Below are 23,974 nucleotides of genomic sequence, written 5' to 3' on the forward strand. Positions count from 1 at the left end.
TGACATGACCGACCTCTCCTGGCTGACTGCCCGGCCGGTTGCCCACCGCGGCTTCCACGACATGAACAAGACGCGCTGGGAAAACACGCTGTCGGCCTTCGCCGCCGCGGCCGAACGCGGCTACGCCATCGAATGCGACGTGCATCTGTCGTCGGACGGCGTTCCCATCATCATCCATGACGACGATCTGAAAAGGCTGACTGGAGAGGATGGTTTCGTCTGGCAGCGCAGCGCGGCCGAACTGACCGCGCTCAAGGTTGGCGGCACATCCGACCACTTGCCGACGCTGCAGGAAGCGCTCGACCTGGTTGACGGCCGCGTGCCCATGGTCGTCGAACTGAAAGGGATTCCCGGCCGCGATGAAGGTCTGGTGGCGCGTGTCGGCAAGATGCTCAAGCGTTACAAGGGCAAGGCGGCGATCATGTCGTTCGATCACTGGCTGATCCGCGATTTCCCGAAACATGCACCCGGCATTCCCGCTGGTTTGACCGCCTACGGCAAGGACCTCAAGCTGATCGAAGCGCATTTTTCCATGCTGGCGCACGAACTCTCCTTCACCTCCTACGCCGCCGGTGACTTGCCGAACCCGTTCGTCAGCTTCGTGCGTGAAAGGCTCGAAGATGCCCGTCATCACCTGGACGGTCCATGACCAGCCCGCGATCGACCTGACTTTCAAATATGCCGATCAGATGACATTCGAAGGGTTCGAACCCGACCTGGTGAAGGTCGCCTGAGCCGAGTGTCTGAAACGTGACTTGTAGCGGCCCGGATGGAGCTTAAATAAGCCTCATGGATCAGGGTGACGACGGCGACGGGCAAACGGCAAACGCGGACTATTCGATCCGCATCGCCGCCGGCTTCAGCGCTTTCACCTGCGATGAATGGAACAGCTTTGCCGGCACCACGCGCGGCGATGCGAAAAATGGCTATAACCCACTCGTTTCATTCGCGTTCTTGAGCGCGCTGGAAGATTCCGGATGCGCCGTGCGACGCACCGGCTGGCAAGGACATCACCTGCGGCTGGAGACTGCGCAAGGCAGGCTGCTGGGCGCGGTCCCTTGCTATCTCAAGTCGCACAGCCAGGGCGAATATGTGTTCGACCACGGCTGGTCGGATGCCTTCGAGCGCGCCGGTGGCCGCTATTACCCGAAACTGCAATGCGCCGTGCCGTTCACGCCCGTCACCGGCCCTCGCCTGCTGGTCGGCAAAGGCGAGGATCCGGATGCGGTCAAGGCCGGGCTCGCCGCCGGCCTCAAAATGGTGACCGACAAGCTCGGCGTGTCCTCGGCGCATGTCACCTTCGCGCTGGAAAGCGACGTCGCGACGCTTGAGGCCGCGGGCTTCCTGCATCGCACCGACCAGCAGTTCCACTTCTTCAACGAAGGCTTTTCGACTTACGACGACTTTCTCGCCACACTTGCCTCGCGCAAGCGCAAGGCGATGAAGAAGGAACGGCGCGAAGCGCTTGCCGATGGCATCACCATTGACTGGCTGACCGGCAAGGACCTGACGGAGAAAGCCTGGGACGACTTCTTCGCCTTCTACATGGACACCGGCAGCCGCAAATGGGGCCGCCCCTATCTGAACCGCCAGTTCTTCTCGCTGATCGGCGAACGCATGGCGGACGATATCCTGCTGGTGATGGCCAGGCGCAACGGGCGCTACGTTGCCGGCGCCATCAATTTCATCGGCTCCGACGCGCTCTATGGCCGCAACTGGGGTTGCATCGAGGATCACCCCTTCCTGCATTTCGAGGTGTGCTACCATCAGGCCATCGATTTCGCCATCGAACGCAAGCTGAAGGTGGTCGAGGCTGGCGCGCAGGGAGAGCATAAGCTGGCGCGCGGCTACAGGCCGGTGACAATGCATTCCGCCCACTACATTTCGCATCCTGGCTTGCGCAACGCGGTCGCCGACTATCTCAGGCGCGAGCGGCGCGAAGTCGAGCGGATGGGCGAATATCTGGAAGAGCATACCCCGTTCCGCAAGGACCTGGAGGAGTAAGCATGCTTGACACGGTCGATCTCGCCTGATCGCCCGCCGCATCGTCTTGCCGCTCCGGAAGAGCTTCGCTACACGGGATGGCGAGGTACAAATCCGGAGCGTTCGCCATGGCCCAAACCGCCTATGACACCGAGAACATCTTCGCCAAGATCCTGCGCGGCGAAATTCCTTCGCACCGCGTTTACGAAGACGATGCGGTCGTGGCTTTCATGGATGTGATGCCGCAGGGGCCGGGCCACACGCTGGTGGTGCCAAAGGCGCCGTCGCGCAATCTGCTCGACGCCGACCCGTCGACCTTCGGCCCGCTTTTCACGGTCGTCCAGAAAGTGGCCCTGGCCGTGAAGAAGGCTCTCAACGCCGATGGCGTCACCATCCTGCAGTTCAACGAACCGGCCTCCGGGCAGACCGTCTATCACCTGCACATCCATGTCATCCCGCGCTTCGACGGCATCCCCCTGAAGCCGCATACCGGCGCTATGGAAAAGCCCGAAGTGCTGGCTGCGAACGCCGAAAAGATCCGCGCCGCCCTTTCGGCTAAATCTTAAGCCTTTGTAAACCGAGCGATCACCGCTGCGACCGGGACACCACCCGGCGGCTTCTTTCTTAATACTCCAGCAAGCCCTTGCGAGGCATTTCTCGTGCGCGAGGGACATGCATTGCAAGATACTTTCGAATATTTGAGCCGGCGATCCGGAGCCAATGGTGAGGCCGCGTTTTCAAAACTCTTGGTCGAATCATTTCTTCGGCACCGTATTATTCATGCGGTTGCGCTGTTTACTCTGGGATTAGGCTTTGTGGTTGGCGCCCGGGTCGGGAATTTTCCGGATTTCGGATTGCTTTATGAATATGCCTTTTATCTGGTGGTCTATTTCTGGATTTTTGGATGTGCATATGCAGCCTTCCGGTTGATTCAACTGGCGTTGGTCCATCGCGCAAAGTCGCCGGCCAACCATTTGCTGGTTTCCTTCCGGCAATTGCTGACCGATAGGAACCGCATTGCCAATGGCGTGAACGGCCTTGCCGCGATCCTGATTTTTGTTTCGGGTTTTTCAGTGCTGAAGGGCGCGATCGCTGTATTGGCGCCTTTCTCCTGGGACCAGGCCATCGCACACTTCAGCACCAAGCTGCATTTCGGCCGCGCTTCTTACCAATGGCTCTGGTGGATTCTTGAAAGCCCGCTAGCCATCCGCCTTCTCAATTTCTGCTATAATTTTTGGTTTGTGGTGCTGATCGTGACTGTCTTTTCAAGTGCCGTGGCGACCCGCGATACTCTTCTGCGTCATCAGTTCCTGCTCAGTTTCATGCTGCTCTGGCTGATCGGCGGCTTCTTCGTTGCTTTGACATTCTCATCCGCCGGCCCTTGCTACTTTGCAAGGTTGGGGTTTGGCGATCTCTATCAGCCGTTGATGGACGCACTTCAATCGGCGAATAAACAGTATCCAGTCTGGGCCCTGTCCCTGCAGGAGCGGTTGTGGAACGGCTATGAGGGTCTGTCTTCAGGAACCATGGGCATATCAGCGTTCCCTTCCATTCATGTCGCGTCATCCGTGCTTTTTGCGCTCTATGTAACGAGGCTGTCTCCACGGCTGGGCGTCGTAATGTGGATATTCGCGGCGATCATCATGCTCGGGTCCGTGGTTCTTGGGTGGCACTACGCCCCGGACGGTTACGCGGGCATACTGATCTCGGTCGCCATCTGGAAAATCACCGGTGTTGTATTGTCCCGGACGACGATTGCTTCGCGTTTCCCGAGCGAGATTCCTTCGGCCCGCCCGGAAGCTGCGTCGGTATAGTCAGGAACGCTGATGGATTGCGGGGGGCGGATCCGCAAGCCCCTGAAAGACTGTCGGGTGCGCCGCTCCCGGTAGAAGCCGTTCGCGGATCGCATCCGCGCACTGCACCGGGCTCAGCAACGAAGTGTCGACCTCAAGATCGTATACGCCCGGCCGATGTACCTCATCCTGCCACAGGCGCACCGGCGAAGGTACGGGATCAGCCGGCGAGCCGATGACATAACCCCTGCCCGCCTCGCTGGCGGCTCGCCTTTCCATAATGATTTCAATTGGACAGCGAACGCCGACAAACAGCACCGGCAGGTCGGCGAGCCGGCGCGCACAATCGATCAGGCAGTTGAGGGGCTTTGAATACGCATCGTGATGGCCGACATCCGTCACGACATTCAGGCCCAGCCGGCTGTGGGCCGCGATCAATTCATAGAGGGCCGCATAAAAGCGGGGCACGAGGACCTCAAGGTCAGGTCGCTCCCCGCCGGGGCGCAGGCCTATTCCTGGACGATATCGCGGGGGTGTGATCCGCTCATAGCCGTCGACGCCCAGATTCATCCACGGGCCATCGAAGCTTTCCTGAATGGCTCGGGCGATGCTCGACTTTCCTGATCGCGGCGCGCCGTTGAGAATGATGATCTGGCCGGCCATAGCCACCCCATTGTTCAAATGAAGAAAAGCCCCGTTTCCGGGGCTTTTCTCGACTGCGAAATGATCAGTTCTTTCTTGGCAGTTGCGGCACCAGGCTGCGCTTGCCGCCATCCTTGCCCTTGGGCTCCGGCTTCTGCGCCACAACCTTCTTTGCCGCGGGTTTCTTGGCCACGGCCTTCCTTGGCTTGGGTGCGTCTTCCGGCTCTTCCTTCTTCGGCTGCACCGGCGCCTCGTCGGCCAGCGATTCGAGCTTCAGGCCGGTCTCGCCGGTTTCCTTCTTCTCGACGGTGACGCGCACCGTGCCGCCCTTCTTCAGCTTGCCGAACAGCACCTCGTCGGCCAACGGCTTCTTGATGTGCTCCTGGATGACACGACCGAGCGGCCGCGCCCCCATGCGCTCGTCATAGCCCTTGTCGGCGAGCCAGGCGATCGCATCCGGCGACAGGTCGAAGGTGACGCCACGCTCGGAGAGCTGGGCCTCGAGCTGCATGACGAACTTCTGCACCACCTGATGGATCACCGGCACCGGCAGCGAGCCGAACGGGATGATCGCATCGAGACGGTTGCGGAACTCCGGCGTGAACAGCCGATTGATCGCCTCGACATCGTCGCCTTCGCGCTTGGTCGAACCGAAACCGATCGCCGCCCGCTGCGCATCCGATGCACCCGCATTGGTGGTCATGATCAGGATCACATTGCGGAAGTCGATCTGCTTGCCGTTGTGGTCGGTCAGCTTGCCGTGATCCATCACCTGCAACAGGATGTTGAACAGGTCCGGATGTGCCTTCTCGACCTCGTCCAGCAAAAGCACGCAGTGCGGATGCTGGTCGACGCCATCGGTCAACAGGCCGCCCTGGTCGAAGCCGACATAGCCGGGAGGCGCGCCGATCAGCCGTGAAACGGTATGACGTTCCATGTATTCCGACATGTCGAAGCGGATCAGCTCGACACCGAGCGAGGCGGCGAGTTGCTTGGCGACTTCGGTCTTGCCGACGCCGGTAGGGCCCGAGAACAGGTAGGAGCCGATCGGCTTCTCCGGTTCGCGCAGGCCGGCACGTGCCAGCTTGATCGCCGAAGTCAGCGCGGTAATGGCGGTGTCCTGGCCATAGACGACACGCTTCAGTTCGATGTCGAGGCCTTGCAGCACTTTCTCGTCATCGGCCGAAACGGTCTTCGGCGGGATACGCGCCATGGTGGCGATCGTTGCTTCGATCTCCTTGATGCCGATGGTCTTCTTGCGCTTGGCTTCCGGCACCAGCATCTGCGAGGCACCGGTCTCGTCGATCACGTCGATCGCCTTGTCCGGCAGCTTGCGGTCATTGATGTAGCGCGCCGACAGCTCGACCGAGGCCTTTATGGCTTCGCTCGTGTAGCGGACCTTGTGGAATTCCTCGAAATAGGGCTTTAGCCCCTTCATGATCTCGATGGCATCCTCAATGGTCGGCTCGTTGACGTCGATCTTCTGGAAGCGCCGCACGAGCGCGCGATCCTTCTCGAAGAACTGGCGGAATTCCTTGTAGGTGGTCGAGCCGATGCAGCGGATCGCACCCGACGACAAGGCCGGCTTCAACAGGTTGGACGCGTCCATCGCGCCGCCCGACGTGGCGCCGGCGCCGATCACCGTATGGATCTCATCGATGAACAGCACGGCGCCCGGATAATCCTCGAGCTCCTTGACGACCTGCTTCAGCCGCTCCTCGAAATCGCCGCGATAGCGCGTGCCGGCCAGCAGCGTGCCCATGTCGAGCGCGAAGATGGTAGCGTTGTGCAGCACTTCGGGAACATCGCCCTCGACGATGCGCTTGGCCAGGCCTTCGGCGATCGCCGTCTTGCCGACGCCGGGGTCGCCGACATAGAGCGGGTTGTTCTTGGAGCGGCGGCACAGCACCTGGATGGTGCGGTTGATTTCCGACTCGCGCCCGATCAACGGATCGATCTTGCCGGCCTTGGCCTTGTTGTTGAGGTTGACGCAGTAGGCGGTCAGCGCGTCCTGCTGCTGCTTCTTCTTGCCGCCTTCCTCTTGCGGCTCGGCGCCGTTCTGGCCGCCCTGCTCGTCATCGGCGCCGCGCGGCGAGCGCGTCTCCGATGCGCCCGGGCGCTTGGCGATGCCGTGCGAGATGTAGTTGACCGCGTCGTAGCGGGTCATCTGCTGTTCCTGCAGGAAATAGGCGGCGTGGCTCTCGCGCTCGGCGAAGATGGCGACGAGCACGTTGGCGCCCGACACTTCCTCGCGGCCCGACGACTGCACATGGATGACCGCGCGCTGGATGACGCGCTGGAACCCCGCGGTCGGCTTGGAGTCCTCGTCGTAGCCGGTGACGAGGTTGTCGAGCTCGGTGTCGATATAGGTGAGAACAGTGTGCTTCAGCTCGTCGAGATCGACGTTGCAGGCGCGCATGACGGCGGCCGCCTCGGTGTCGTCGATCAGCGCGAGCAGCAGATGTTCAAGGGTTGCGTATTCATGGTGCCGCTCATTGGCGAGCGTCAGCGCCTGGTGAAGCGCCTTTTCCAGGCCTTGGGAGAAAGCCGGCATGTTACCTCACTTCTTCTCCATCACGCATTGCAGCGGATGCTGATTCTGTCGGGCGAAATCCATGACCTGAGACACTTTGGTCTCGGCCACCTCGAATGTATAGACCCCGCACTCGCCCACTCCATGATTGTGAACATGAAGCATGATGCGTGTGGCGGCTTCGCGGTCCTTCTGGAAAAAACGCTCCAGGACGTGAACCACGAACTCCATCGGAGTGTAGTCGTCGTTGAGGATGAGGACCCGGTAAAGGCTGGGCTTCTTGGTCTTGGTTTTGGTGCGCGTGATGACGGCCGTCCCGCGGCCGGCCTCATTGCCGTCGCCGCCGCCGTTTTGCATCCGCGCCACTTGTTTCGTGGCAGTCAAACCGATCGTCACGTAATCCTGCCTCTTCGAATCCTCATGCGAGTTCGACATGTAGGTGTTCGATGGACGATTTTAAGCCCTTCTGGTTAGCTGACAATATGGCTAGGTGACCAAACTTCGCGGATTTTCGCAATCGTGAAGCGCTACGCCGCCCCGGAGCGGAAATTGGCACGAAAAAACCCGGCCGCGCTTCCGCGACCGGGTTTGTCCCAGACCCAAAGGGCCGGAGTTGCAGCTGTCGGACGAAAATTACTTCGCCTTGGCAACGATCGATTCGAACGGCTTGTAGGCTTCCTTGGCGAGTTCGGCATAGAGATCGCCAATCTTGGTGGCTTCGGCGACGAACGCCTCGTAGGACTGCTTGGCGTAGTCGGACTGGATCTCGATCGCCTTTTCCAGCGACTTGGCCGAAAACAGCTTCTCGGCAGCGGCGCTGCCGGCCTCGAAACTCTTCTTGGTGTATTCACCGGCTTCGGTCGCGATCGCCTGCGCGCCCTTGGAGAGCGAAGCGAAGCTCTTCAATCCGGTATCGGCGAATTCCTTGCCGTATTTGCTGAAGTCCTCATAGGTCTGGGTCATTTCACGATTCCCTTGACGGTTGAGGCGTCCTTCTTCGGGGCGCCCTTGTGCAATGCACTCAAATATATTGTGCGCCGCACAAAAGTCAATATTTGGCCTGCGTGCGGGGCCTGCCTGCGCAGGCAATGGCTAAAAATCAAATAAAGTGAGTTTCAAGCCCGAAGAAAATGGTGAACGCGGCGGTTACCATAAACGGATTGGTAACGCTGCCCCGCTAGCTTGGCTGGAAGTGAGGCAGGACCCTTTGCCGCCTCCAGCGCAACGAAGAATTCAAGGGAAATATCAGTGCGTCAGGCGTTGTTGGGCATCGTTTCCAAATCCACCTCCCCCCTCAAAGCGATCATGGTCTTCGCCTTGGCGATGACATTCGTCTGCGCTGACGTCGCCTCGTCGCTGGCAGCGCGGCCGGCAGCCATTGTCGTGGACGCCAAGACGGGCAAGGTGCTGTACTCCGCGGATGCGAACGGCAGGCGCTATCCGGCGTCGCTGACCAAGATGATGACGCTCTATCTGACCTTCGAAGCGATGGCGAAGGGCAAGATCAGCAAAAACTCGCCGGTGGTGTTTTCGGCCCATGCCTCCGCCGAGGCGCCGACGAAACTCGGCGTAAAGCCGGGCGGTTCGGTCACGGTCGAGACCGCGATCCTGTCGATCGTCACCAAGTCGGCGAATGATTCGGCCACCGCGCTCGGCGAAATGCTTGGCGGTGATGAAACCACCTTTGCCCGCATGATGACCGCCAAGGCGCGGCGGCTCGGCATGAACGGCACCGTCTTCCGCAATGCCAACGGCTTGCCCGACCCTGGTCAGTTCACCACCGCGCGCGACATGGCTACGCTGGGCATCGCACTGCGCGAGCATTTTCCCCAGTACTATGGCTATTTCTCGCAGCGCTCCTTTCTCTACGGCCGCCAGCGCATCAACGGCCATAACCGCCTGCTTGGACGCATCAAGGGCGTCGACGGCATCAAAACCGGCTACACCCGTGCCTCCGGCTTCAATCTCGTCTCGTCCGTCTCCGACGGCAACCGCCGGCTCGTTGCCGTTGTCATGGGCGGGACGTCGGGCGGCAGCCGCGACAACCAGATGGCAAGCCTGATCAACACCTACATGCCGAGGGCATCGACCCGCGGCGGTGGCGATCTGGTTGCCAAGGCTGACAGCAACAATCCGATCAAGGCACTTGCCAAGGTTCTCCTGCCCAAGCACGACGCGCCCACCCCGGATGAAAAGCCGGTAGCTGTCGCTGAAGACGACACGGCTGTCGCCGACGACGCAACCGTTGCCCAGGGCGACAGCGAGGACGCGGATACCGCTCAGGCCGAGACACCCAAGCTGGTAGTCCCGGCAAAGAAGGTGAAGACCGTCATCGTCGCTGCCCCCAAGGTCGCTACGGCGCAGGTCGTGGCCGCCTATGCGGAACCGGCACCGGCTGTCGATCCGGTCAACACGGCGTCGGTACCGTCGGGCTGGGCCATCCAGGTCGCATCGTCGCCTAAACAGTCGGAAGCCCAGGCATTCCTCGACAAGACCACCAAGCAGGCGCCCAAGGTGCTGGCGGATGCTGCCGGCTTCACCGTCGCCTTCGACAAGGACGGCGTCACCTATTACCGCGCCCGCTTTGGCGGCTTCGGATCGAAGGACGCCGCCTGGAAGGCCTGCACCGCTTTGAAAAAGAAGAAAATCGAGTGCTACGCCGTCCAGCAATAGGACGGCGTGGAAGCGATCTCCCGGAAATTTGCTGCGTCGAAGGAGAACTAATTGTGATTGGAGAGCAAGACGTCCTTGGCTTCGTTAATTCGCGCCGCCAGGAAAGACGTGCCGCCGACATCGGGGTGCAGGCGCTGCATCAGGCGGCGGTGCGCCTTGCGGACATCCGCCGCGGCGGCCCCCGCTTCAAGACCAAGGACCTTGTAGGCCTCCTCCTTAGTCATGGAGCCCGGACCTGGCGCAACACCCAGCCCTTCGCCACCGTTCGTCTCAGTGTTTTTGCGCCAGACGGGAAATCGGCCGTCAAGATACGTCTCTAGCAGTTGGCGACTCTCCGCATCGCCGGAGAGTTCGCGGTAGAGATGCTGCAGCTCCGCAAGGCCCATCGCGCCAAGCATCTTGCCGTCGTGGCGGCCGGCCAGAACCAGTCCTTCAAGGCCGCCCGTATTGTGATCCAGCTCCATCTCGAGTGCCGCCGTCCGCACCGTTGAGCGTTTTCCCGACGCCGAACCGACCTTGGGTCGGTTCGCGTGGGCGGCGGCATACCAGCCGATCGCCACGAACAGGATGACGCCGCCGATTCCGCTTCGACCGACCAGAAGCAGGGCGACGCCCGCCAGCGCCAGCAGGACCGGAGCCAGTGTTCTCGTCCCGCTCGCGAGCCGTGCGGGGTCCGCCCGGAGGAAGGCCGAGACCACGACCAAGAGCACCAGCAGCAATGCGACCAGAACGATAATTGCGCCTAACATTTCCCACCGCACCGCGGATATCCTGTCCGCCCGGACAGCCGCGTGATGTCACCGAACACTTTTTCTGCGCCGGAATGATGGCCTTCCCTCGGGCGAGAAGAGGCCGCCATGCAGGCCGGCCCGGCGAATGCCGCGGCTTTCGTCGAGTTCGACAGCTTTTGATCGCGCATGAATTTCAAGATGTGGCGTTGTGGCTCCGCTTGCAAGTCCAGTGCGAGGCAAGATTGGGGGCCAGAAACAGCCCGCGCCGGGACAGGCAACGCTTGTGCGCGGAGACCTACAGCAAGCCGAGGTCGGCAAGCTCGCGCCTGAGTTTCGGCGGCATCTCGACCAGTCCGGCCTTGCCCTTGCCGAGATCGAGTGGCGCATCCGAAGGTTTCAGGTAGCGCCAGCCCTGGAAAGCCCGCCGCGGCTGCCAGTCGGTGCGCACGACTTGCGGATCGAGCATCAAATGGCAGCGGCCGATGCCCTCATCGTCGGTGAACGGCCGGATCTCAGTGATCAGCTGGCGGCATTGCACGTTGCCCTTGATCACCCAGTACAGAGAACCGCCATCGGTGATCTCGGCGCCGCGCGTCGGCACCATGCGCGTGGTGTGCCAGTGTTCGGCCGGTTCACCGGCTCGGCGCCGTTCGTCAAGACGGAACTCGATCCATTCCTCGAGATCCTCGACGCTGTCGCAGCCGACGCACAGTTTTAGGAGATTGAGAGCCATTCGCTAAGGTTAGTCCAGAGCACCGGTACGTCAACGGCCTGACGAACTTCTCCACAGTGCCAAGCGCCCTCAGCACTCCACGACATTGACAGCGAGCCCGCCGAGACTGGTTTCCTTGTACTTCTCGTTCATGTCGAGGCCGGTCTGGCGCATGGTCTCGATCGCCGAGTCGAGGGGCACGAAGTGAACGCCGTCGCCCTTGATCGCCAATGACGCGGCGGTCACCGCCTTGACCGCGCCGAGAGCATTGCGCTCGATGCACGGAACCTGCACCAGCCCGCCGACCGGATCGCAGGTCATGCCGAGATGGTGTTCGAGCGCGATCTCGGCCGCATTCTCGACCTGCATGGCCGTACCGCCCATGACGGCGCACAAGCCGGCCGCTGCCATTGCCGAGGCGGAGCCGACCTCGCCCTGGCATCCGACCTCGGCGCCCGAGATCGACGCATTGGTCTTGATGATGCCGCCGACGGCCGCTGCCGTCAGCAGGAAGTCGCGGATGCTCGGCTGGTCGGCCTCCGGATGGAAATGCAGCCAGTAGCGAAGCACCGCCGGCAGCGTGCCGGCTGCGCCATTGGTCGGCGCGGTGACGACGCGCCCGCCGGCCGCATTCTCCTCGTTGACCGCCATCGCGTAGATCGACAGCCAGTCATTGGCGAGCAGCGGATTTGGCCGGTTCTGTTGCCACTGTTCCTGCAGCTTGTCGTGGAGCTGCCGGGCGCGGCGCCGCACCTTCAGCCCGCCAGGCATGATGCCATCCTGCGACAAGCCACGGTCGATACAGCCCTTCATCGCACTCCAGATCGCGTCGAGGCCGGCATCGAGCTCCTCGCGCGACATCTGCGTCTCCTCGTTGACGCGCTTCATCTCGGCGATGGAAAGGCCGCTCTTGGCCGCCATCTTCAGCATCTCGACCGCGTTCTTGAAGGGATAAGGCACTTTCTTGCCTTCCGTCGTCACCGACCCCTTGGCCTTCATCCGCTGCAGTTCTTCTTCCGAGACCACGAAGCCGCCGCCGATCGAATAGTAGATGCGTTTGAGAAGCAGGCGATCAGCGGAATCGTAGGCATAGAACGCCATGCCGTTGGCGTGACCCGTGAGCGGCGTCTTGCGGTCGAGCACCAGATCCGTGGTCGGGTCGAAATGGTAGGACGGGTGGCCGGGCGGTGAAATCAGCCTGTCGGCGGTGATGCGGCTGACAATGCCGTCAGCCTGGTCGGGATCGACTGTTTGCGGGGTCTGGCCGGCGAGGCCGAGGATAACGGCGCGGTCGCTGCCATGGCCGATTCCGGTATAAGCGAGCGAGCCATGCAGGCTGGCCCCGATGCGGGCGACCTTGGCGCCGGCGGGCCGCGGCCAGTCGTCCCCCGCGACTTCGTCGAGAAACCGCCGCGCGGCAGTCATCGGCCCCATCGTGTGAGAGCTGGAGGGGCCGATGCCTATCTTGAACAGGTCGAAAACCGAAAGGAACACGCTGTCTCCTGGGGCACGTCGAGGACTACATACAGATATAGGAATTCCCCGGATGTTTCCGCTCTTTTGGCAATCGCGGCGCAGCACCTGCCGACCTTGTTTGCTCCGGCAGCGACATTGCCGTCGATCACGTGAGCCTGCATCGAAGCGACCGCGCTGGATGTGATAAATTCAGCCCATGGGCAATTCCTTCTATCTTTCGATGGCTGATTTCGGGGCGCTGGCCTTCTTCCTGATCGCGTGGCTGCTGCACACGCTCGCCTCCGACGGCAAGCTGGTCAGCCGCATGTCGCTGACGACCGCGATGAATGCACAGCGCGAAGCCTGGATGCGCACCATGGCCGAACGCGAAATCCGTATCGTCGACACCGCCATCATGAGCGGCCTGCAGCAGGGAACCGCCTTCTTCGCCTCCAGTTCCCTGATCGCGCTCGGCGGCTGCTTTGCCTTGCTCGGCGCGTCCGACCGAGTGCTTGAGGTGCTGAGCAACCTGCCACTCGGCGGAGCGCCGTCGCGCCCGGCCTTCCAGATCAAGGTGCTGGGACTGGTGCTGATCCTCGCCTTTTCCTTCTTCAAATTCGGCTGGGCCTACCGGCTGTTCAACTACTGCTCGATCCTGATCGGCGCGGTGCCGATCCCGCACGGCGAAGCCTCGCGCAATCCGGTCACCGAAACAGCGGTGTGGCGCGCGGCGCAGATGAACATGCTGGCCGGCAAGCATTTCAACTCGGGCCTGCGCGGCGTGTTCTTCTCGATCGGCTATCTCGGTTGGTTCGTCGACCCGGTGGTGTTTGTGCTGTCGACGCTTCTGTTGCTGGCCGTGCTGGTGCGCCGCCAGTTCTTCTCGGCGGCGCGGCGCGCCGTCATCGGTCAGCCGCCCGGCGCCGGAAACGGCTGATCGATGCGGCCCGAAAGCCAATAGGCGAAAAGCCCAATCCATTCGCGGAGCGCTATGGTGGTGTTCTGCACGGAATCGATCGCATTGTCGCGAAACAAGCCGACACCTTCCTTGCCGGAAGTGTGATAGTCGACCGGCCAGGGAACGGTTGGAAACCCAGCCTTGTCGAACAGCGCCTTGGCCCGTGGCATGTGGAAGGCGGAGGTCACCAGCAGCCAGGTCTCGCCCGGCTTCGGTTCGACGAGTTTGCGGCTGAAGACCGCATTTTCGTAGGTGTTGCGGGACTTGTCCTCAAGGACAAGACGATCGGCCGATACACCAAGCGGAACGAGCAGGCGGGACGCGGTGTCGGCGTCCCCCTCGGCGTCGATGAAAAACGAGCCGTGTCCGCCTGATACAACCACCTTGGCTTGTGGGAAGCGCCGGGCGAGGATTGCGGTCTCGATCATGCGGTCGCCGCTGCTGCCCAATTCATAGCCGCCACGCGCCAAGTTGATGGCGCCCTCGAAGCCGCCGCCGAGCACGATGATGCCGTCGACCTTTTGCGGCAGCGGCGGGCGCGGAAAGCGCTCTTCCAGCGGGTTGAGCATCATCGCGCCAAGGGACGTCCAGGTCGAGAGCGCCAGAATCAGAAAGGCGAGAACGCTACCGGTGACGGCCAGCCGCCGCCGGCCGATCATTGCGGCGATCAGCCCCGCCAGAAGCAGGAAGATCGTCAGGTTGAGTGGCTGGATGAAGAACCAGAAGACCTTGGAAAGAAGGAAGAACATCGCTCACCCCAATACGGCGCCGCGCATCCTTTACGCGCTAGACGAGCGATACCCTTACCACCACTTTTCCGGCTGGAATGTGCCGGCCGCCTGCTCGATGACGGCGGCGGTCTGGAACAGTGTTTCTTCCTCGAACGGCCTGCCGATGAGTTGCAGGCCAAGTGGCAGGCCCTTGGGATCGAGACCGGCCGGCACGGCGATGCCCGGCAGGCCGGCCATGTTCACGGTGACCGTGAAAATGTCGTTGAGGTACATCTTGACTGGGTCGGCGGCCATGTCCTCATCGGCGATGCCGAAGGCGGCCGACGGGGTCGCCGGGGTCAGGATGACGTCGACACCGGCGGCGAAGACGTTTTCGAAGTCGCGCTTGATCAGGTTGCGGACCTTCTGAGCCTGCAGATAGTAAGCGTCATAGTAGCCGGCCGACAGCACATAGGTGCCGATCATGATACGGCGCTTGACCTCACGGCCGAAACCGGCCGCACGGGTCTTCTCATACATCTCGACAATGTCCTTGCCCGGCACGCGCAAGCCGTAGCGGACGCCGTCGTAGCGCGCGAGGTTGGATGAAGCTTCCGCGGGTGCCACGATGTAGTAGGCCGGCAGCGCGTATTTGGTGTGCGGCAAGGAAATATCGACGATCTCGGCGCCGGCATCCTTGAGCCAGGCAATGCCCTTCTGCCACAGCGCCTCGATCTCCTCGGGCATGCCGTCGACGCGGTATTCCTTGGGAATGCCGACCTTCATGCCCTTGATCGGCTTGCCGATCGCCGCCTCATAGTCCGGAACCGGCCGGTCGACCGAGGTCGTGTCCTTTGGGTCGACGGAGGCCATCGACCTGAGCAGGATCGCGGCGTCGCGCACGTCGCGCGCGATCGGTCCGGCCTGGTCGAGAGACGAAGCGAAGGCGACGATGCCCCAGCGTGAGCAGCGGCCATAGGTCGGCTTGATGCCGACGGTTCCGGTGAACGCGGCCGGCTGGCGGATCGAACCGCCAGTGTCCGTGGCCGTGGCACCGGCGCACAGGAAGGCCGAGACGGCGGTTGCCGAACCACCGGAAGAGCCGCCCGGCACCAGTTGCGCATTGTCCAGGCTGCGCTGGGTTTTCGTGCCGCCGGCAGATACGAAGCCGCCATCGCCCTGATGCGTCGTCGGCATCACCACCGTGTCGAGGCGCGAACGCCGCCAAGGGTTTATGACCGGGCCATAATAGGATGTCTCGTTGGACGAGCCCATGGCGAACTCATCCATGTTTAGCTTGCCGAGCATCACTGCGCCGTCGGCCCACAGATTGGCGGTGACAGTCGATTCGTAACGCGGCTTGAAGCCGTCGAGTACATGGCTGCAGGCCTGGGTATGAACGCCTTCGGTGCCGAACAGATCCTTGATCCCCAGCGGAATGCCTTCCAGCGCACCGCCCTCGCCCTTGACCAGCCTGACATCGGATGCCTTGGCCATGTCGCGCGCTCTGTCGCCGGTCACCGCGACATAGGCATTGAGCGACGGATTGGCGCGATCGATCGCCGAGAGATAGGCCTCGGTGATCTCGGTCGCGGTGATTTCCTTGCCGCGCAGCTTGGCGCGGGCCTGCGAAATCGTCAGTCGGGTCAGATCGCTCATCAAAGGCTCTTTTCGTAAAATACCGACCACTCGGAATCGGGATAATCCAGCACCGGGCCGCAGCGCGAGAACCCGGCACGTTCGTAGACGGCCCAGGCCGCGGGATGGCGATCGCCCGTCTCCAGCACCAGCCGCCTCAGTCCTTCCTGCCTCGCCAGCGCCTCGACCCGTTCGACGATCCTGGCGCCGATCTTGCGGCCGCGATGCGAAGGCCTCGTGTACATGCGCTTGACCTCGCCTATGGCGTCGCCATGGCGTTTCAGCGCCCCACAACCGATGGCGATGCCGTCGTCGCGAGCGATGAAGACGGTGGTATCCTGGCCCGCCATCTGCTCGACCGTCAGATGGTAGCAATGCTCAGGCGGCGTCAATTCGAGCAAGGTCTCGTTGAGTTCCTGGACCAGCCCGCGCACATCATCCTGCAGCGGCGTCTCGATGGCGATCTCGATTGCCATCGGCGTCCTACTCCACGACCTTCGGCACGAGGAAGAAATTCTCTTCGGTCGCTGGAGCATTGGCGACGATGTCGGCCGCCTTGTTGCCATCGGTGACAACGTCCTGGCGCTTCTTCATCTCCATCGGCGTCACCGAGGTCATCGGCTCGATGCCGGACACATCCACCTCGTTCAGCTGCTCGACAAAACCAAGGATGGCGTTCAGCTCGCCGGTCATGCGCTCCGCATCCTCTTCGCTTACCGCGATACGGGCGAGACGCGCGACGCGCTTCACAGTCTTGACATCAACGGACATTCTGGAACCTTCGAAAAACCTGCCCGCGCTATAGCCGCGCCGAGCCGTGTGCGCAACATATTGGTGCCAGTTCGGTTACACCTCACTGAAAGGCATAGCCTGCGTGCCCGCGACTTTGCGCAATAATGGCGTCGACGACAGCTTTGCGGTTCGCGGGGTTGTCTTTAAGGATCATCATCGGCGCACCAGGTTGCTGGACAAGCTGAACGAACGGTATTCCATGACGATCGATGGCGGCGCGCAAGCCGACGATCACATTTTCCGGGCCGCTCATTGCTCTGGCATAGCGAATGTCGAATGGACCCAGACCGCCCCCCAATTCTTCAATCACGGAGAACCGAGGATGGTCTCGGTGACTTCGAACTTGATACGAATGCTATCGGCAGGGCGTTCCGATAACCCGTCCGTCAGATGCGCATGATCGTCCTTGCCCAAAGCCTCGATAAACTTGCGCTGCCGCTCTTGGATCTCCGGGTCGAATACCGGTTGATAGGACAGCACTCTGGCGCGGACGACGACCTGCGCGTTGCTGATGTAATTCAGGTCAAGATCATAAGTTCCGGGACGATCAAGGCATGTTGACGCCCTCGCACCGATAGTAGCTGCCGCTGTTGCCGCTCGCCTCGCTTTCGTCATCGATCGGCCGGACCGACACGAGATCGAGCTGCGTCGGGCTGATCCGCGTCACCGACAGGACATCGGGAAAGACATAGCCCGGTTCCTGGCAGATGGCTGTCACCGCCCAGCTCGGCGATCGCGTCGCCTTGCTGACCTGCACGAACTCGCAATTGTATTCGACGCCCTGCAGGCCGTGCACGGAAAGCACGACGTTGCCGGCGTCGATCAACGTCTGCAGCGTGTCCTTCCTGGCTTGCGTGCAAAGCTCCTCGGACTGAAGGTAGACGCCTTCGATGAAGTCATCCGCGGCGAGCGCGGGCGACGCCGCGACAAACATCGATACGCAAAGAGATCGCCCCAACGCCATGGATTTGTTCCGCTTTGGCTGCTTCTAGATCGTAATCGTCTGACCGATATCAGGCAATGCGACCTTCACGCCGGACCCTTCCAGGCCGGCCTCGAATTTCTCGGGCGTCGGATCGATCATTGGAAACGTGCCGAAGTGGCAAGGCACGACCGTGTCGAAGTTGAAGAAGCGGCGACATGCAAGTGCCGCCACCGCGCCGCCCATGGTGAAACGGTCGCCGATCGGCACGATGCCGATCTTCGGCTCATGCAGTTCGTTGATCAGCGCCATGTCGGAAAAGATGTCCGTATCGCCCATATGGTAGAGCGTCCGGTCTTCCGGGAAATGCAGGACCAGCCCGCCGGGATTGCCGAGATAGACATTCTTGCCGCCCTCTTCGCCAAACGAGGAAGAGTGCAACGCCTGGACAAAGGTGGTGGTGAAGCCGCCGCAATCGACCGTGCCGCCGATGTTGCCGGGATTGATCTTGTTGCCGTCCACGCCCTTGCCGACCAGATACATGCAGATCTCGAAATTGGCGACCAGCTGGGCACCGCTCTTGCCGAGCACTTCCAGCGCGCCGCTGATGTGGTCGCTGTGCCCGTGCGTCAGCAGGACATGCGTGATCCCTTCAGCCGGTCCTTCCCAGCCGCCCGTCCAGGATGGGTTGCCGATCAGATAGGGGTCGATGAGGATCTTGGCGTCAGCGGTTTCGATACGGAAGGCCGAATGGCCGTACCAGGTCAGTTTCATGTATGCATTCCTCGATTTTTGCCGGGCCAAAGGATAGAACGCCGATAGCCCCGAGATCAAAGGGTATAGTGTCCGCCGCCCATCCGGAAGGATGCGTGCCGCTGAAAAAGACAAGGAAAAACCGTTGGCTATCATCACGATTGAGCAATTGCCGGCGCGGCTCGCCAATGGCAGGACGCTGGCGGGGCTCGATCTCGGCGACAAGACGATCGGCGTCGCGGTTTCCGACCGGGGATTCTCCTTCGCCCATCCACGCCCGGTCATCATGCGAAGGAAATTCTCCCTCGACGCCGCCGTGCTTCTGGCCTTGCTGGAGAAGGAAAATGTCGGCGCGGTGGCGATCGGGCTGCCGATCAACATGGATGGCTCGGAAGGTCCGCGCGCGCAGAAATCACGCGCCTTCGTACGCAACATGGCGCAACTGAGCGACCTGCCCTTCGTGTTCTGGGATGAGCGGCTGTCGACGGTCGCGGCCGAAAGGACGTTGATCGAAATGGATTTCTCGCGCGCCAAACGCGCCGGCAAGATCGACTCGGCTGCGGCCGCCTTTATTCTGCAGGGAGTTTTGGACCGGCTTCGGTCGCTCGATGCAGCCGAACGAACGGAATCTGGACCGCCCAACGCCGACTGATCCAGCCGGCGATTTCGCGACGGCGGCGGAACGCCCACAGGGCCAGCAGCAGAAGTCCGTCGAAGATGCACGTCTTCGCTACCATTCCAGGGATGATCGAGGGGTCGATGCCCAGCATCTGACCGTAGAGCTGGAAGAAGAAGTCGTGCGTTTGCCGGCTGAGCATGACGTAGCCGAAATTGAGGTCGTTGGCCGACAGATAGAACCAGCCCCAGAAGATCGCCATCGGGGCCGCCCACATTCCGAAGATATAACGCATCAGCGGCCTCCCTTCCCGTTCGGTCCAGTTCGGCCCGATATCAGGGAGAGCAGCGAATTATGGGCCGCTGCCTTCGCCATGCTGTGCGCCATGGCATGGAAATCCGCGTCATCGGACGCGGCCGCCGAGCGCCGCTCGGCGAGCATCGCGACATAGGAGGCCAGCAGCGCGGCCAGTTGCACCGCGACGACCATGAAAAGCCCGTTGATGCCCTGCGCGGCGCCACCGATCAGGATCATCGACAGCACGCCTGAAGCGGAAATGAAGGCCATGCGAACGACGCTGTCTGCGCCCGGGCTGGCCGCATCGTTGATCAGGGAATCGACAAAGGCCCAGAAGAACAGCACCGACACGACCAGCAATGCTGTCGCCAGCGGCGCGACAACGATGACATTCTCCAGATTGACGAACCGGGCGCTCTCGACCGTGACGCCGAGCACGCCGAGGGCTGAGGCCACGCCGCGGTTTCCATCGATGCAGATCAGTGCCAGCAGGGCGAAAACAATCGCCCAGTGCACAGACAGAAAGGAGGTCAATACGTGTCGCATCATGGTTCCTGCTTCGGCAGGAATGACAGTGGGCTTTGCCGCCCGCCGTCGCAATGGAAACCATTTGTTAAGGTTAACGGCGATCCACAGGACGCACAGCGACCCGGCGGTTCCCGGCTCAATTCACCGGCGGATAAAGCGTGTCGATGATCATGCGGGAATCGTGGCGAGAATCGAGCATGCCATAGGTGTTGCGCCACTGGCCGGCCAGGCGCGTCTCGACAAAGGCATCGGCGATCCGCCCTGCCCCCAGCCGGCGCAATTCCGCCGCCGCTGCCGACAACGCCAGTTGTTCGGTCAGCAGTCGGGCCGAGCCCTCGTCGGTTGAAGCAACCTGCATCGCCGCCTTCAGCACGCCGATCGTGCCACGCCCGCCGGCGCCAAGGTCGCGGTCGATTCCTGCCAGCACCTCTTCGAACAGGCCCGGCGCGCGGCCGAGCACACGCAGTACGTCGAGTGCCATGACGTTGCCCGATCCTTCCCAGATCGCGTTGACCGGGGCCTCGCGATAATAACGGGCGAGCGGCGCTTCCTCGACATAGCCATTGCCGCCGAGGCACTCCATCGCCTCGTACAGCAGCGGCGGCGCGATCTTGCACACCCAGTATTTGACGACCGGCGTCATGGCGCGGGCAAATGCCGCCTCGCCGCGATCGCTGGCCGCTTCGTCGAAGGAGCGCGCCAGCCTGAACGACAGCGCGGTCGCCGCGGCGACATCGAGCGCCATGTCGGCCAGCACGCGCTGCATCAGCGGCTGCTCGATCAAGGTCGAGCCGAACACCTGGCGGTGGCGGGCATGATGAACCGCTTCCGCCAGCCCTGCCCGCATGATCGCCGAGGACGCCACGGCACAGTCGAGCCGGGTCAGGGTCACCATGTCCATGATCGTCTTCACGCCGGCGCCGGGTTCGCCGACCATCTCGCCGATGGCGTTGACGAATTCGACCTCGGACGACGCGTTGGAGCGGTTGCCGAGCTTGTCCTTCAGCCGCTGGAAGCGGAAGCCATTGCCCGACCCGTCGCCGAGAACACGCGGCACGAGGAAGCAGGACAGTCCCTCCGGCGCCTGTGCCAGCACCAGGAAGGCATCCGACATCGGCGCCGACATGAACCATTTGTGGCCGGTCAGGCGGTAGAATCCGCTGCCGGCGCGTTCGGCCCTTGTCGTATTGGCGCGCACATCCGTGCCGCCCTGCTTCTCCGTCATGCCCATGCCGAGCGTCAGCCCGGTCTTCTCGACTGGCGGCTTCTGGCTCTGGTCGTATTTGCGCGTCGTGACCCGCGGCGCCCATTCGCGGAACAGTTTCGGGCTGGCCATCAACGCCGCCAGCGAGGCGCTGGTCATTGTGATCGGGCAGAGATGCCCGGTCTCCAGCTCCGCCGTCAAATAGAAGCGCGCGGCGCGCACCTGATGGCGGCGACCGATCTCGGCATCGCCATTTTCCCAGACCGAGGAATGCAGGCCATTCGCCACCGAACGGCGCATCAAGGCGTGGTAAGCGGGGTGGAATTCGACCAGGTCGATGCGTCGTCCCTGGCGATCATGCGTCCTCAGTTTCGGCGTCTCGACATTGGCGAGACGGGCCAGTTCCTGCGCCTCCTGCGTCAGCACGAAACGGCCGAGCCCGTCCAGGTCCTTGCGCACCGGGTCGGAAAAGCGCTCGGCAAGCTGGATCAGCAACGGATCGCCCCGCCAGGCGTTGCCGCCCGTCAATGGCGGCGGCTGGTTCGTTACGTCGTCGGTCACGCCCAATCCTTTTATCGGTAGACCTTTATCGGTAGAAAGGTCCTTATCGTGCGAAAGCCACGAATCCGAGGCCCTCGGCTAGATATAGCCAAGCGTTGCCGCGCGCGCGACGAAAATACCGGGGAGAACGGCGCCAATCCAAAGCTGGCGCTTGCAGGCGCAAAATCCGCACCCTATAGCAGCGCCTTGAGATGACCGACGCTTCGTCCCTGCCACTCTACCCTCACCGCCATCTTCTGGGCATCAGCGATCTTTCGCCCGCCGACATCGAGCTATTGCTCGACCGGGCGGATCGGGCGGTCGCGATCTCGCGGCAGTCCGAGAAAAAGACCTCGACGCTGCGCGGACGCACCCAGATCAATCTCTTCTACGAAGCCTCGACCCGTACGCAGTCTTCGTTCGAGCTGGCCGGCAAGCGGCTCGGCGCCGACGTCATGAACATGTCGGTGGCGAGTTCCTCGGTGAAGAAGGGCGAGACGCTCATCGACACGGCGATGACGCTGAACGCCATGCGACCCGACATCCTGATCATCCGCCACCAGTCGGCGGGCGCGGCCGCCCTTCTGGCGCAGAAAGTCGGCTGCTCCGTCGTCAATGCCGGCGACGGCGCGCACGAGCATCCGACACAAGCGCTGCTCGACGCGCTGACCATCCGCCGCGCCAAGGGTCCGCTGTCGAAGCTGATCGTGGCGATCTGCGGCGATATCCTGCATTCGCGCGTGGCGCGCTCCAATATCATGCTGCTCAACGCGCTCGGCGCACAGGTTCGGGTCGTAGCACCTTCAACGCTGCTGCCCTCCGGCATCGAGAAAATGGGGGTGATTGTCACGCGGTCGATGGCCGAAGGCCTGAAAGACGCCGACGTGGTGATGATGCTGCGCCTGCAGCGCGAACGGATGGAGGGCGCCTTCGTGCCTTCGGTGCGCGAATATTTCCGCTATTTCGGCCTCGATGCCGAAAAGCTGAAGGCGGCCAAGGACGACGCAATGGTCATGCATCCCGGCCCGATGAACCGCGGCGTCGAGATTGCCTCCGAAATCGCCGACGGTCCGCAAAGCGTCATCCAGGAACAGGTGGAGATGGGCGTTGCCGTGCGCATGGCGGTGATGGAAGCGCTGCTCGACCCCCGTCGCAATCAAGAGGGTCGCGGCGCATGAGCACGACGGTCTTTGAACGCGCCCGCATCGTCGACCCCTCGCGCGGCATCGACGAAGTCGGCTCCGTCATTGTCGATGGCAAGAAGATCGTTGCCGCCGGCAAGGCGGCGTTGAACCAGGGCGTGCCCGAGGGAGCGACCGTTATCGACTGCGCCAACAAGGCGATCATCCCCGGCCTGATCGATGGCCGCGTCTTCATCGGCGAACCAGGTGGCGAGCATCGCGAAACCATCGCTTCGGCGAGTGTTGCCGCCGCGGCCGGCGGCGTCACCTCCATCGTCATGATGCCCGATACCGATCCCGTGATCGACAATGTGGCGCTGGTCGAGTTTGTGCTGCGCACCGCCAAGGACACGGCGATCGTCAATATCTTCCCGGCGGCGGCGATCACCAGGGGCCTCGATGGCCGCGAGATGACCGAGTTCGGCCTGTTGCGCGAGGCCGGCGCCGTCGCTTTCACCGATGGCCGCCACACCATAGCAAGCGCGCTGGTGATGCGCCGCGCCCTGACCTATGCCCGCGACTTCGGCGCCACCATCGTGCACGAGACGCAGGATGCCGACCTCGGTTCGTCCGGCGTCATGAACGAAGGCCTGTACGCGAGTTGGCTCGGCCTTTCCGGCATTCCGCGTGAAGCCGAATCGATCCCGCTGGAGCGCGATCTGGCTTTGGCCCGTCTGACGCGCGGTTCCTACCATGCGGCGAAGATCTCGACGGCGATGGCGGCAAACGCCGTGACGCGCGCCAAAGCCGACGGCGCTGCCGTCACTTCAGGCGTGTCGATCCACAATCTGTCGCTCAACGAAAACGATGTTGGTGAATACCGCACCTTCTTCCGTCTGACACCGCCGCTGCGCGCCGAGGAAGACCGGCTGGCGATGATCGAGGCGGTCAGGGATGGCACGGTCGACATCATTGTCTCCTCGCACGATCCGCAGGATGTCGACACCAAGCGCCTGCCCTTCGCCGACGCCGCGGCCGGAGCCATCGGATTGGAGACGTTGCTTGGCGCGGCCTTGCGGCTCTACCACAATGGCGATGTGCCGCTGCTCCGGCTGATCGAAACCCTGTCCACCGCGCCGGCAAGGCTGTTCGGATTGGCCGGCGGCACGCTGAAGCCTGGCGCTGTTGCCGATCTTGCCCTTGTTGATCTCGACGAACCCTGGATCGTCAGTGAAAGCGGCATTCGCTCGCGCTCGAAAAACACCTGTTTCGAAGGCGCGCGCCTGCAAGGCAAGGTCTTGCAAACACTGGTCGCGGGCCGCACAGTGTACTCGGCATAGACCGGGAACGGGCGTCGAACCTGATCCGGTTGG

26 protein-coding genes and 1 pseudogene are annotated in these 23,974 nt (G+C 62.3%); 9 read left to right on the forward strand and 18 right to left on the reverse strand.

Going from position 1 to position 23,974, the window contains the following annotated elements:
• Positions 1–4: 4 nt before the first annotated feature.
• The 4 genes and pseudogenes from AC1VON_RS21355 (at position 5) to AC1VON_RS21370 (ending at position 3,797) form a co-directional block, all read left to right on the forward strand.
• Positions 5–734, forward strand: a pseudogene (locus AC1VON_RS21355) (glycerophosphodiester phosphodiesterase).
• 55 nt (positions 735–789) lie between these two features.
• Entirely contained in the window at positions 790–2,004 is a 1,215-nt protein-coding gene (locus AC1VON_RS21360) for a GNAT family N-acetyltransferase (protein WP_483124756.1), read from the forward strand.
• A gap of 107 nt (positions 2,005–2,111) precedes the next feature.
• Positions 2,112–2,549, forward strand: a complete 438-nt coding sequence (locus AC1VON_RS21365) for an HIT family protein (RefSeq protein WP_483124757.1) — start codon at positions 2,112–2,114, stop codon at positions 2,547–2,549.
• A gap of 111 nt (positions 2,550–2,660) precedes the next feature.
• Positions 2,661–3,797, forward strand: a complete 1,137-nt coding sequence (locus tag AC1VON_RS21370) for a phosphatase PAP2 family protein (protein WP_483124758.1) — start codon at positions 2,661–2,663, stop codon at positions 3,795–3,797.
• Here AC1VON_RS21370 and AC1VON_RS21375 read toward each other — a convergent pair whose 3' ends face one another.
• From AC1VON_RS21375 to AC1VON_RS21390, 4 genes are all read right to left on the reverse strand, one after another.
• Entirely contained in the window at positions 3,798–4,439 is a 642-nt protein-coding gene (locus AC1VON_RS21375; protein ID WP_483124759.1) for a chloramphenicol phosphotransferase CPT family protein, read from the reverse strand.
• Positions 4,440–4,503: 64 nt separating this feature from the next.
• Positions 4,504–6,972 (reverse strand): ATP-dependent Clp protease ATP-binding subunit ClpA, encoded by a 2,469-nt coding sequence (clpA, locus tag AC1VON_RS21380; RefSeq protein ID WP_056576958.1) that lies wholly within the window; start codon positions 6,970–6,972, stop codon positions 4,504–4,506.
• 6 nt (positions 6,973–6,978) lie between these two features.
• Positions 6,979–7,308, reverse strand: a complete 330-nt coding sequence (gene clpS, locus AC1VON_RS21385) for an ATP-dependent Clp protease adapter ClpS (protein ID WP_010909565.1) — start codon at positions 7,306–7,308, stop codon at positions 6,979–6,981.
• A gap of 276 nt (positions 7,309–7,584) precedes the next feature.
• Positions 7,585–7,914 (reverse strand): phasin family protein, encoded by a 330-nt coding sequence (locus AC1VON_RS21390; protein WP_140773518.1) that lies wholly within the window; start codon positions 7,912–7,914, stop codon positions 7,585–7,587.
• Positions 7,915–8,199: 285 nt separating this feature from the next.
• On the opposite strand from AC1VON_RS21390, the gene AC1VON_RS21395 reads away from it, so the two are divergent.
• Positions 8,200–9,624: an SPOR domain-containing protein gene (locus tag AC1VON_RS21395; RefSeq protein ID WP_483124760.1), complete on the forward strand. Its 1,425-nt coding sequence runs from the start codon at positions 8,200–8,202 to the stop codon at positions 9,622–9,624.
• Positions 9,625–9,671: 47 nt separating this feature from the next.
• Here AC1VON_RS21395 and AC1VON_RS21400 read toward each other — a convergent pair whose 3' ends face one another.
• From AC1VON_RS21400 to AC1VON_RS21410, 3 genes are all read right to left on the reverse strand, one after another.
• Positions 9,672–10,373, reverse strand: coding sequence for a DnaJ domain-containing protein (locus AC1VON_RS21400; RefSeq protein WP_483126354.1), 702 nt, complete (start codon positions 10,371–10,373; stop codon positions 9,672–9,674).
• A gap of 277 nt (positions 10,374–10,650) precedes the next feature.
• On the reverse strand, positions 10,651–11,088 hold the full coding sequence (locus AC1VON_RS21405; protein WP_056576946.1) for a DUF1489 family protein: 438 nt from the start codon (positions 11,086–11,088) through the stop codon (positions 10,651–10,653).
• Between the two features lie 69 nt (positions 11,089–11,157).
• A complete protein-coding gene (locus AC1VON_RS21410) occupies positions 11,158–12,561 on the reverse strand; it encodes an L-serine ammonia-lyase (protein ID WP_483124761.1) in 1,404 nt (467 codons plus the stop codon).
• 178 nt (positions 12,562–12,739) lie between these two features.
• Between AC1VON_RS21410 and AC1VON_RS21415 the strand changes: the two genes are divergently transcribed.
• Positions 12,740–13,459 carry a DUF599 domain-containing protein gene (locus tag AC1VON_RS21415; protein WP_483124762.1) on the forward strand — a complete coding sequence of 240 codons (720 nt, stop codon included), beginning with the start codon at positions 12,740–12,742 and terminating at the stop codon, positions 13,457–13,459.
• Here the strand turns inward: AC1VON_RS21415 and AC1VON_RS21420 are convergent.
• The 8 genes from AC1VON_RS21420 to AC1VON_RS21455 form a co-directional block, all read right to left on the reverse strand.
• A complete protein-coding gene (locus AC1VON_RS21420; protein ID WP_172350448.1) occupies positions 13,432–14,229 on the reverse strand; it encodes a YdcF family protein in 798 nt (265 codons plus the stop codon). The genes AC1VON_RS21415 and AC1VON_RS21420 overlap by 28 nt on opposite strands.
• 54 nt (positions 14,230–14,283) lie before the next feature.
• Complete coding sequence (locus AC1VON_RS21425) at positions 14,284–15,849, reverse strand: amidase (RefSeq protein ID WP_483124763.1); 1,566 nt, start codon at positions 15,847–15,849, stop codon at positions 14,284–14,286.
• Positions 15,849–16,304: a GNAT family N-acetyltransferase gene (locus tag AC1VON_RS21430; protein WP_483124764.1), complete on the reverse strand. Its 456-nt coding sequence runs from the start codon at positions 16,302–16,304 to the stop codon at positions 15,849–15,851. Before AC1VON_RS21430 ends, AC1VON_RS21425 begins: the two co-directional genes overlap by 1 nt.
• 7 nt (positions 16,305–16,311) lie before the next feature.
• Positions 16,312–16,599 (reverse strand): Asp-tRNA(Asn)/Glu-tRNA(Gln) amidotransferase subunit GatC, encoded by a 288-nt coding sequence (gene gatC, locus AC1VON_RS21435; RefSeq protein ID WP_172350445.1) that lies wholly within the window; start codon positions 16,597–16,599, stop codon positions 16,312–16,314.
• Positions 16,600–16,681: 82 nt separating this feature from the next.
• Positions 16,682–16,930 (reverse strand): hypothetical protein, encoded by a 249-nt coding sequence (locus AC1VON_RS21440; RefSeq protein WP_483124765.1) that lies wholly within the window; start codon positions 16,928–16,930, stop codon positions 16,682–16,684.
• Positions 16,927–17,100, reverse strand: a complete 174-nt coding sequence (locus AC1VON_RS21445) for a hypothetical protein (protein ID WP_483124766.1) — start codon at positions 17,098–17,100, stop codon at positions 16,927–16,929. The genes AC1VON_RS21440 and AC1VON_RS21445 overlap by 4 nt, the downstream gene beginning before the upstream one ends.
• Before the next feature lie 67 nt (positions 17,101–17,167).
• The gene (locus AC1VON_RS21450) at positions 17,168–17,584 is read right to left on the reverse strand and encodes a hypothetical protein (protein WP_483124767.1); all 417 of its coding nucleotides are present in this window, start codon (positions 17,582–17,584) and stop codon (positions 17,168–17,170) included.
• Between the two features lie 24 nt (positions 17,585–17,608).
• Positions 17,609–18,316 (reverse strand): metal-dependent hydrolase, encoded by a 708-nt coding sequence (locus tag AC1VON_RS21455; RefSeq protein WP_483124768.1) that lies wholly within the window; start codon positions 18,314–18,316, stop codon positions 17,609–17,611.
• Positions 18,317–18,440: 124 nt separating this feature from the next.
• On the opposite strand from AC1VON_RS21455, the gene ruvX reads away from it, so the two are divergent.
• On the forward strand, positions 18,441–18,947 hold the full coding sequence (ruvX, locus tag AC1VON_RS21460; protein ID WP_483124769.1) for a Holliday junction resolvase RuvX: 507 nt from the start codon (positions 18,441–18,443) through the stop codon (positions 18,945–18,947).
• Here the strand turns inward: ruvX and AC1VON_RS21465 are convergent.
• The 3 genes from AC1VON_RS21465 to AC1VON_RS21475 form a co-directional block, all read right to left on the reverse strand.
• Entirely contained in the window at positions 18,865–19,206 is a 342-nt protein-coding gene (locus AC1VON_RS21465; RefSeq protein ID WP_483124770.1) for a DUF6105 family protein, read from the reverse strand. The genes ruvX and AC1VON_RS21465 overlap by 83 nt on opposite strands.
• Positions 19,206–19,754: a hypothetical protein gene (locus AC1VON_RS21470; protein WP_483124771.1), complete on the reverse strand. Its 549-nt coding sequence runs from the start codon at positions 19,752–19,754 to the stop codon at positions 19,206–19,208. The genes AC1VON_RS21465 and AC1VON_RS21470 overlap by 1 nt, the downstream gene beginning before the upstream one ends.
• 118 nt (positions 19,755–19,872) lie before the next feature.
• Complete coding sequence (locus AC1VON_RS21475; RefSeq protein WP_483124772.1) at positions 19,873–21,501, reverse strand: DNA alkylation response protein; 1,629 nt, start codon at positions 21,499–21,501, stop codon at positions 19,873–19,875.
• A gap of 191 nt (positions 21,502–21,692) precedes the next feature.
• On the opposite strand from AC1VON_RS21475, the gene AC1VON_RS21480 reads away from it, so the two are divergent.
• The gene (locus AC1VON_RS21480) at positions 21,693–22,658 is read left to right on the forward strand and encodes an aspartate carbamoyltransferase catalytic subunit (protein ID WP_258583625.1); all 966 of its coding nucleotides are present in this window, start codon (positions 21,693–21,695) and stop codon (positions 22,656–22,658) included.
• Positions 22,655–23,941, forward strand: a complete 1,287-nt coding sequence (locus tag AC1VON_RS21485; RefSeq protein WP_483124773.1) for a dihydroorotase — start codon at positions 22,655–22,657, stop codon at positions 23,939–23,941. Before AC1VON_RS21480 ends, AC1VON_RS21485 begins: the two co-directional genes overlap by 4 nt.
• The last annotated feature ends 33 nt before the right edge of the window (positions 23,942–23,974 follow it).

The organism is Mesorhizobium sp. HAY1-8B (genome assembly GCF_056868045.1).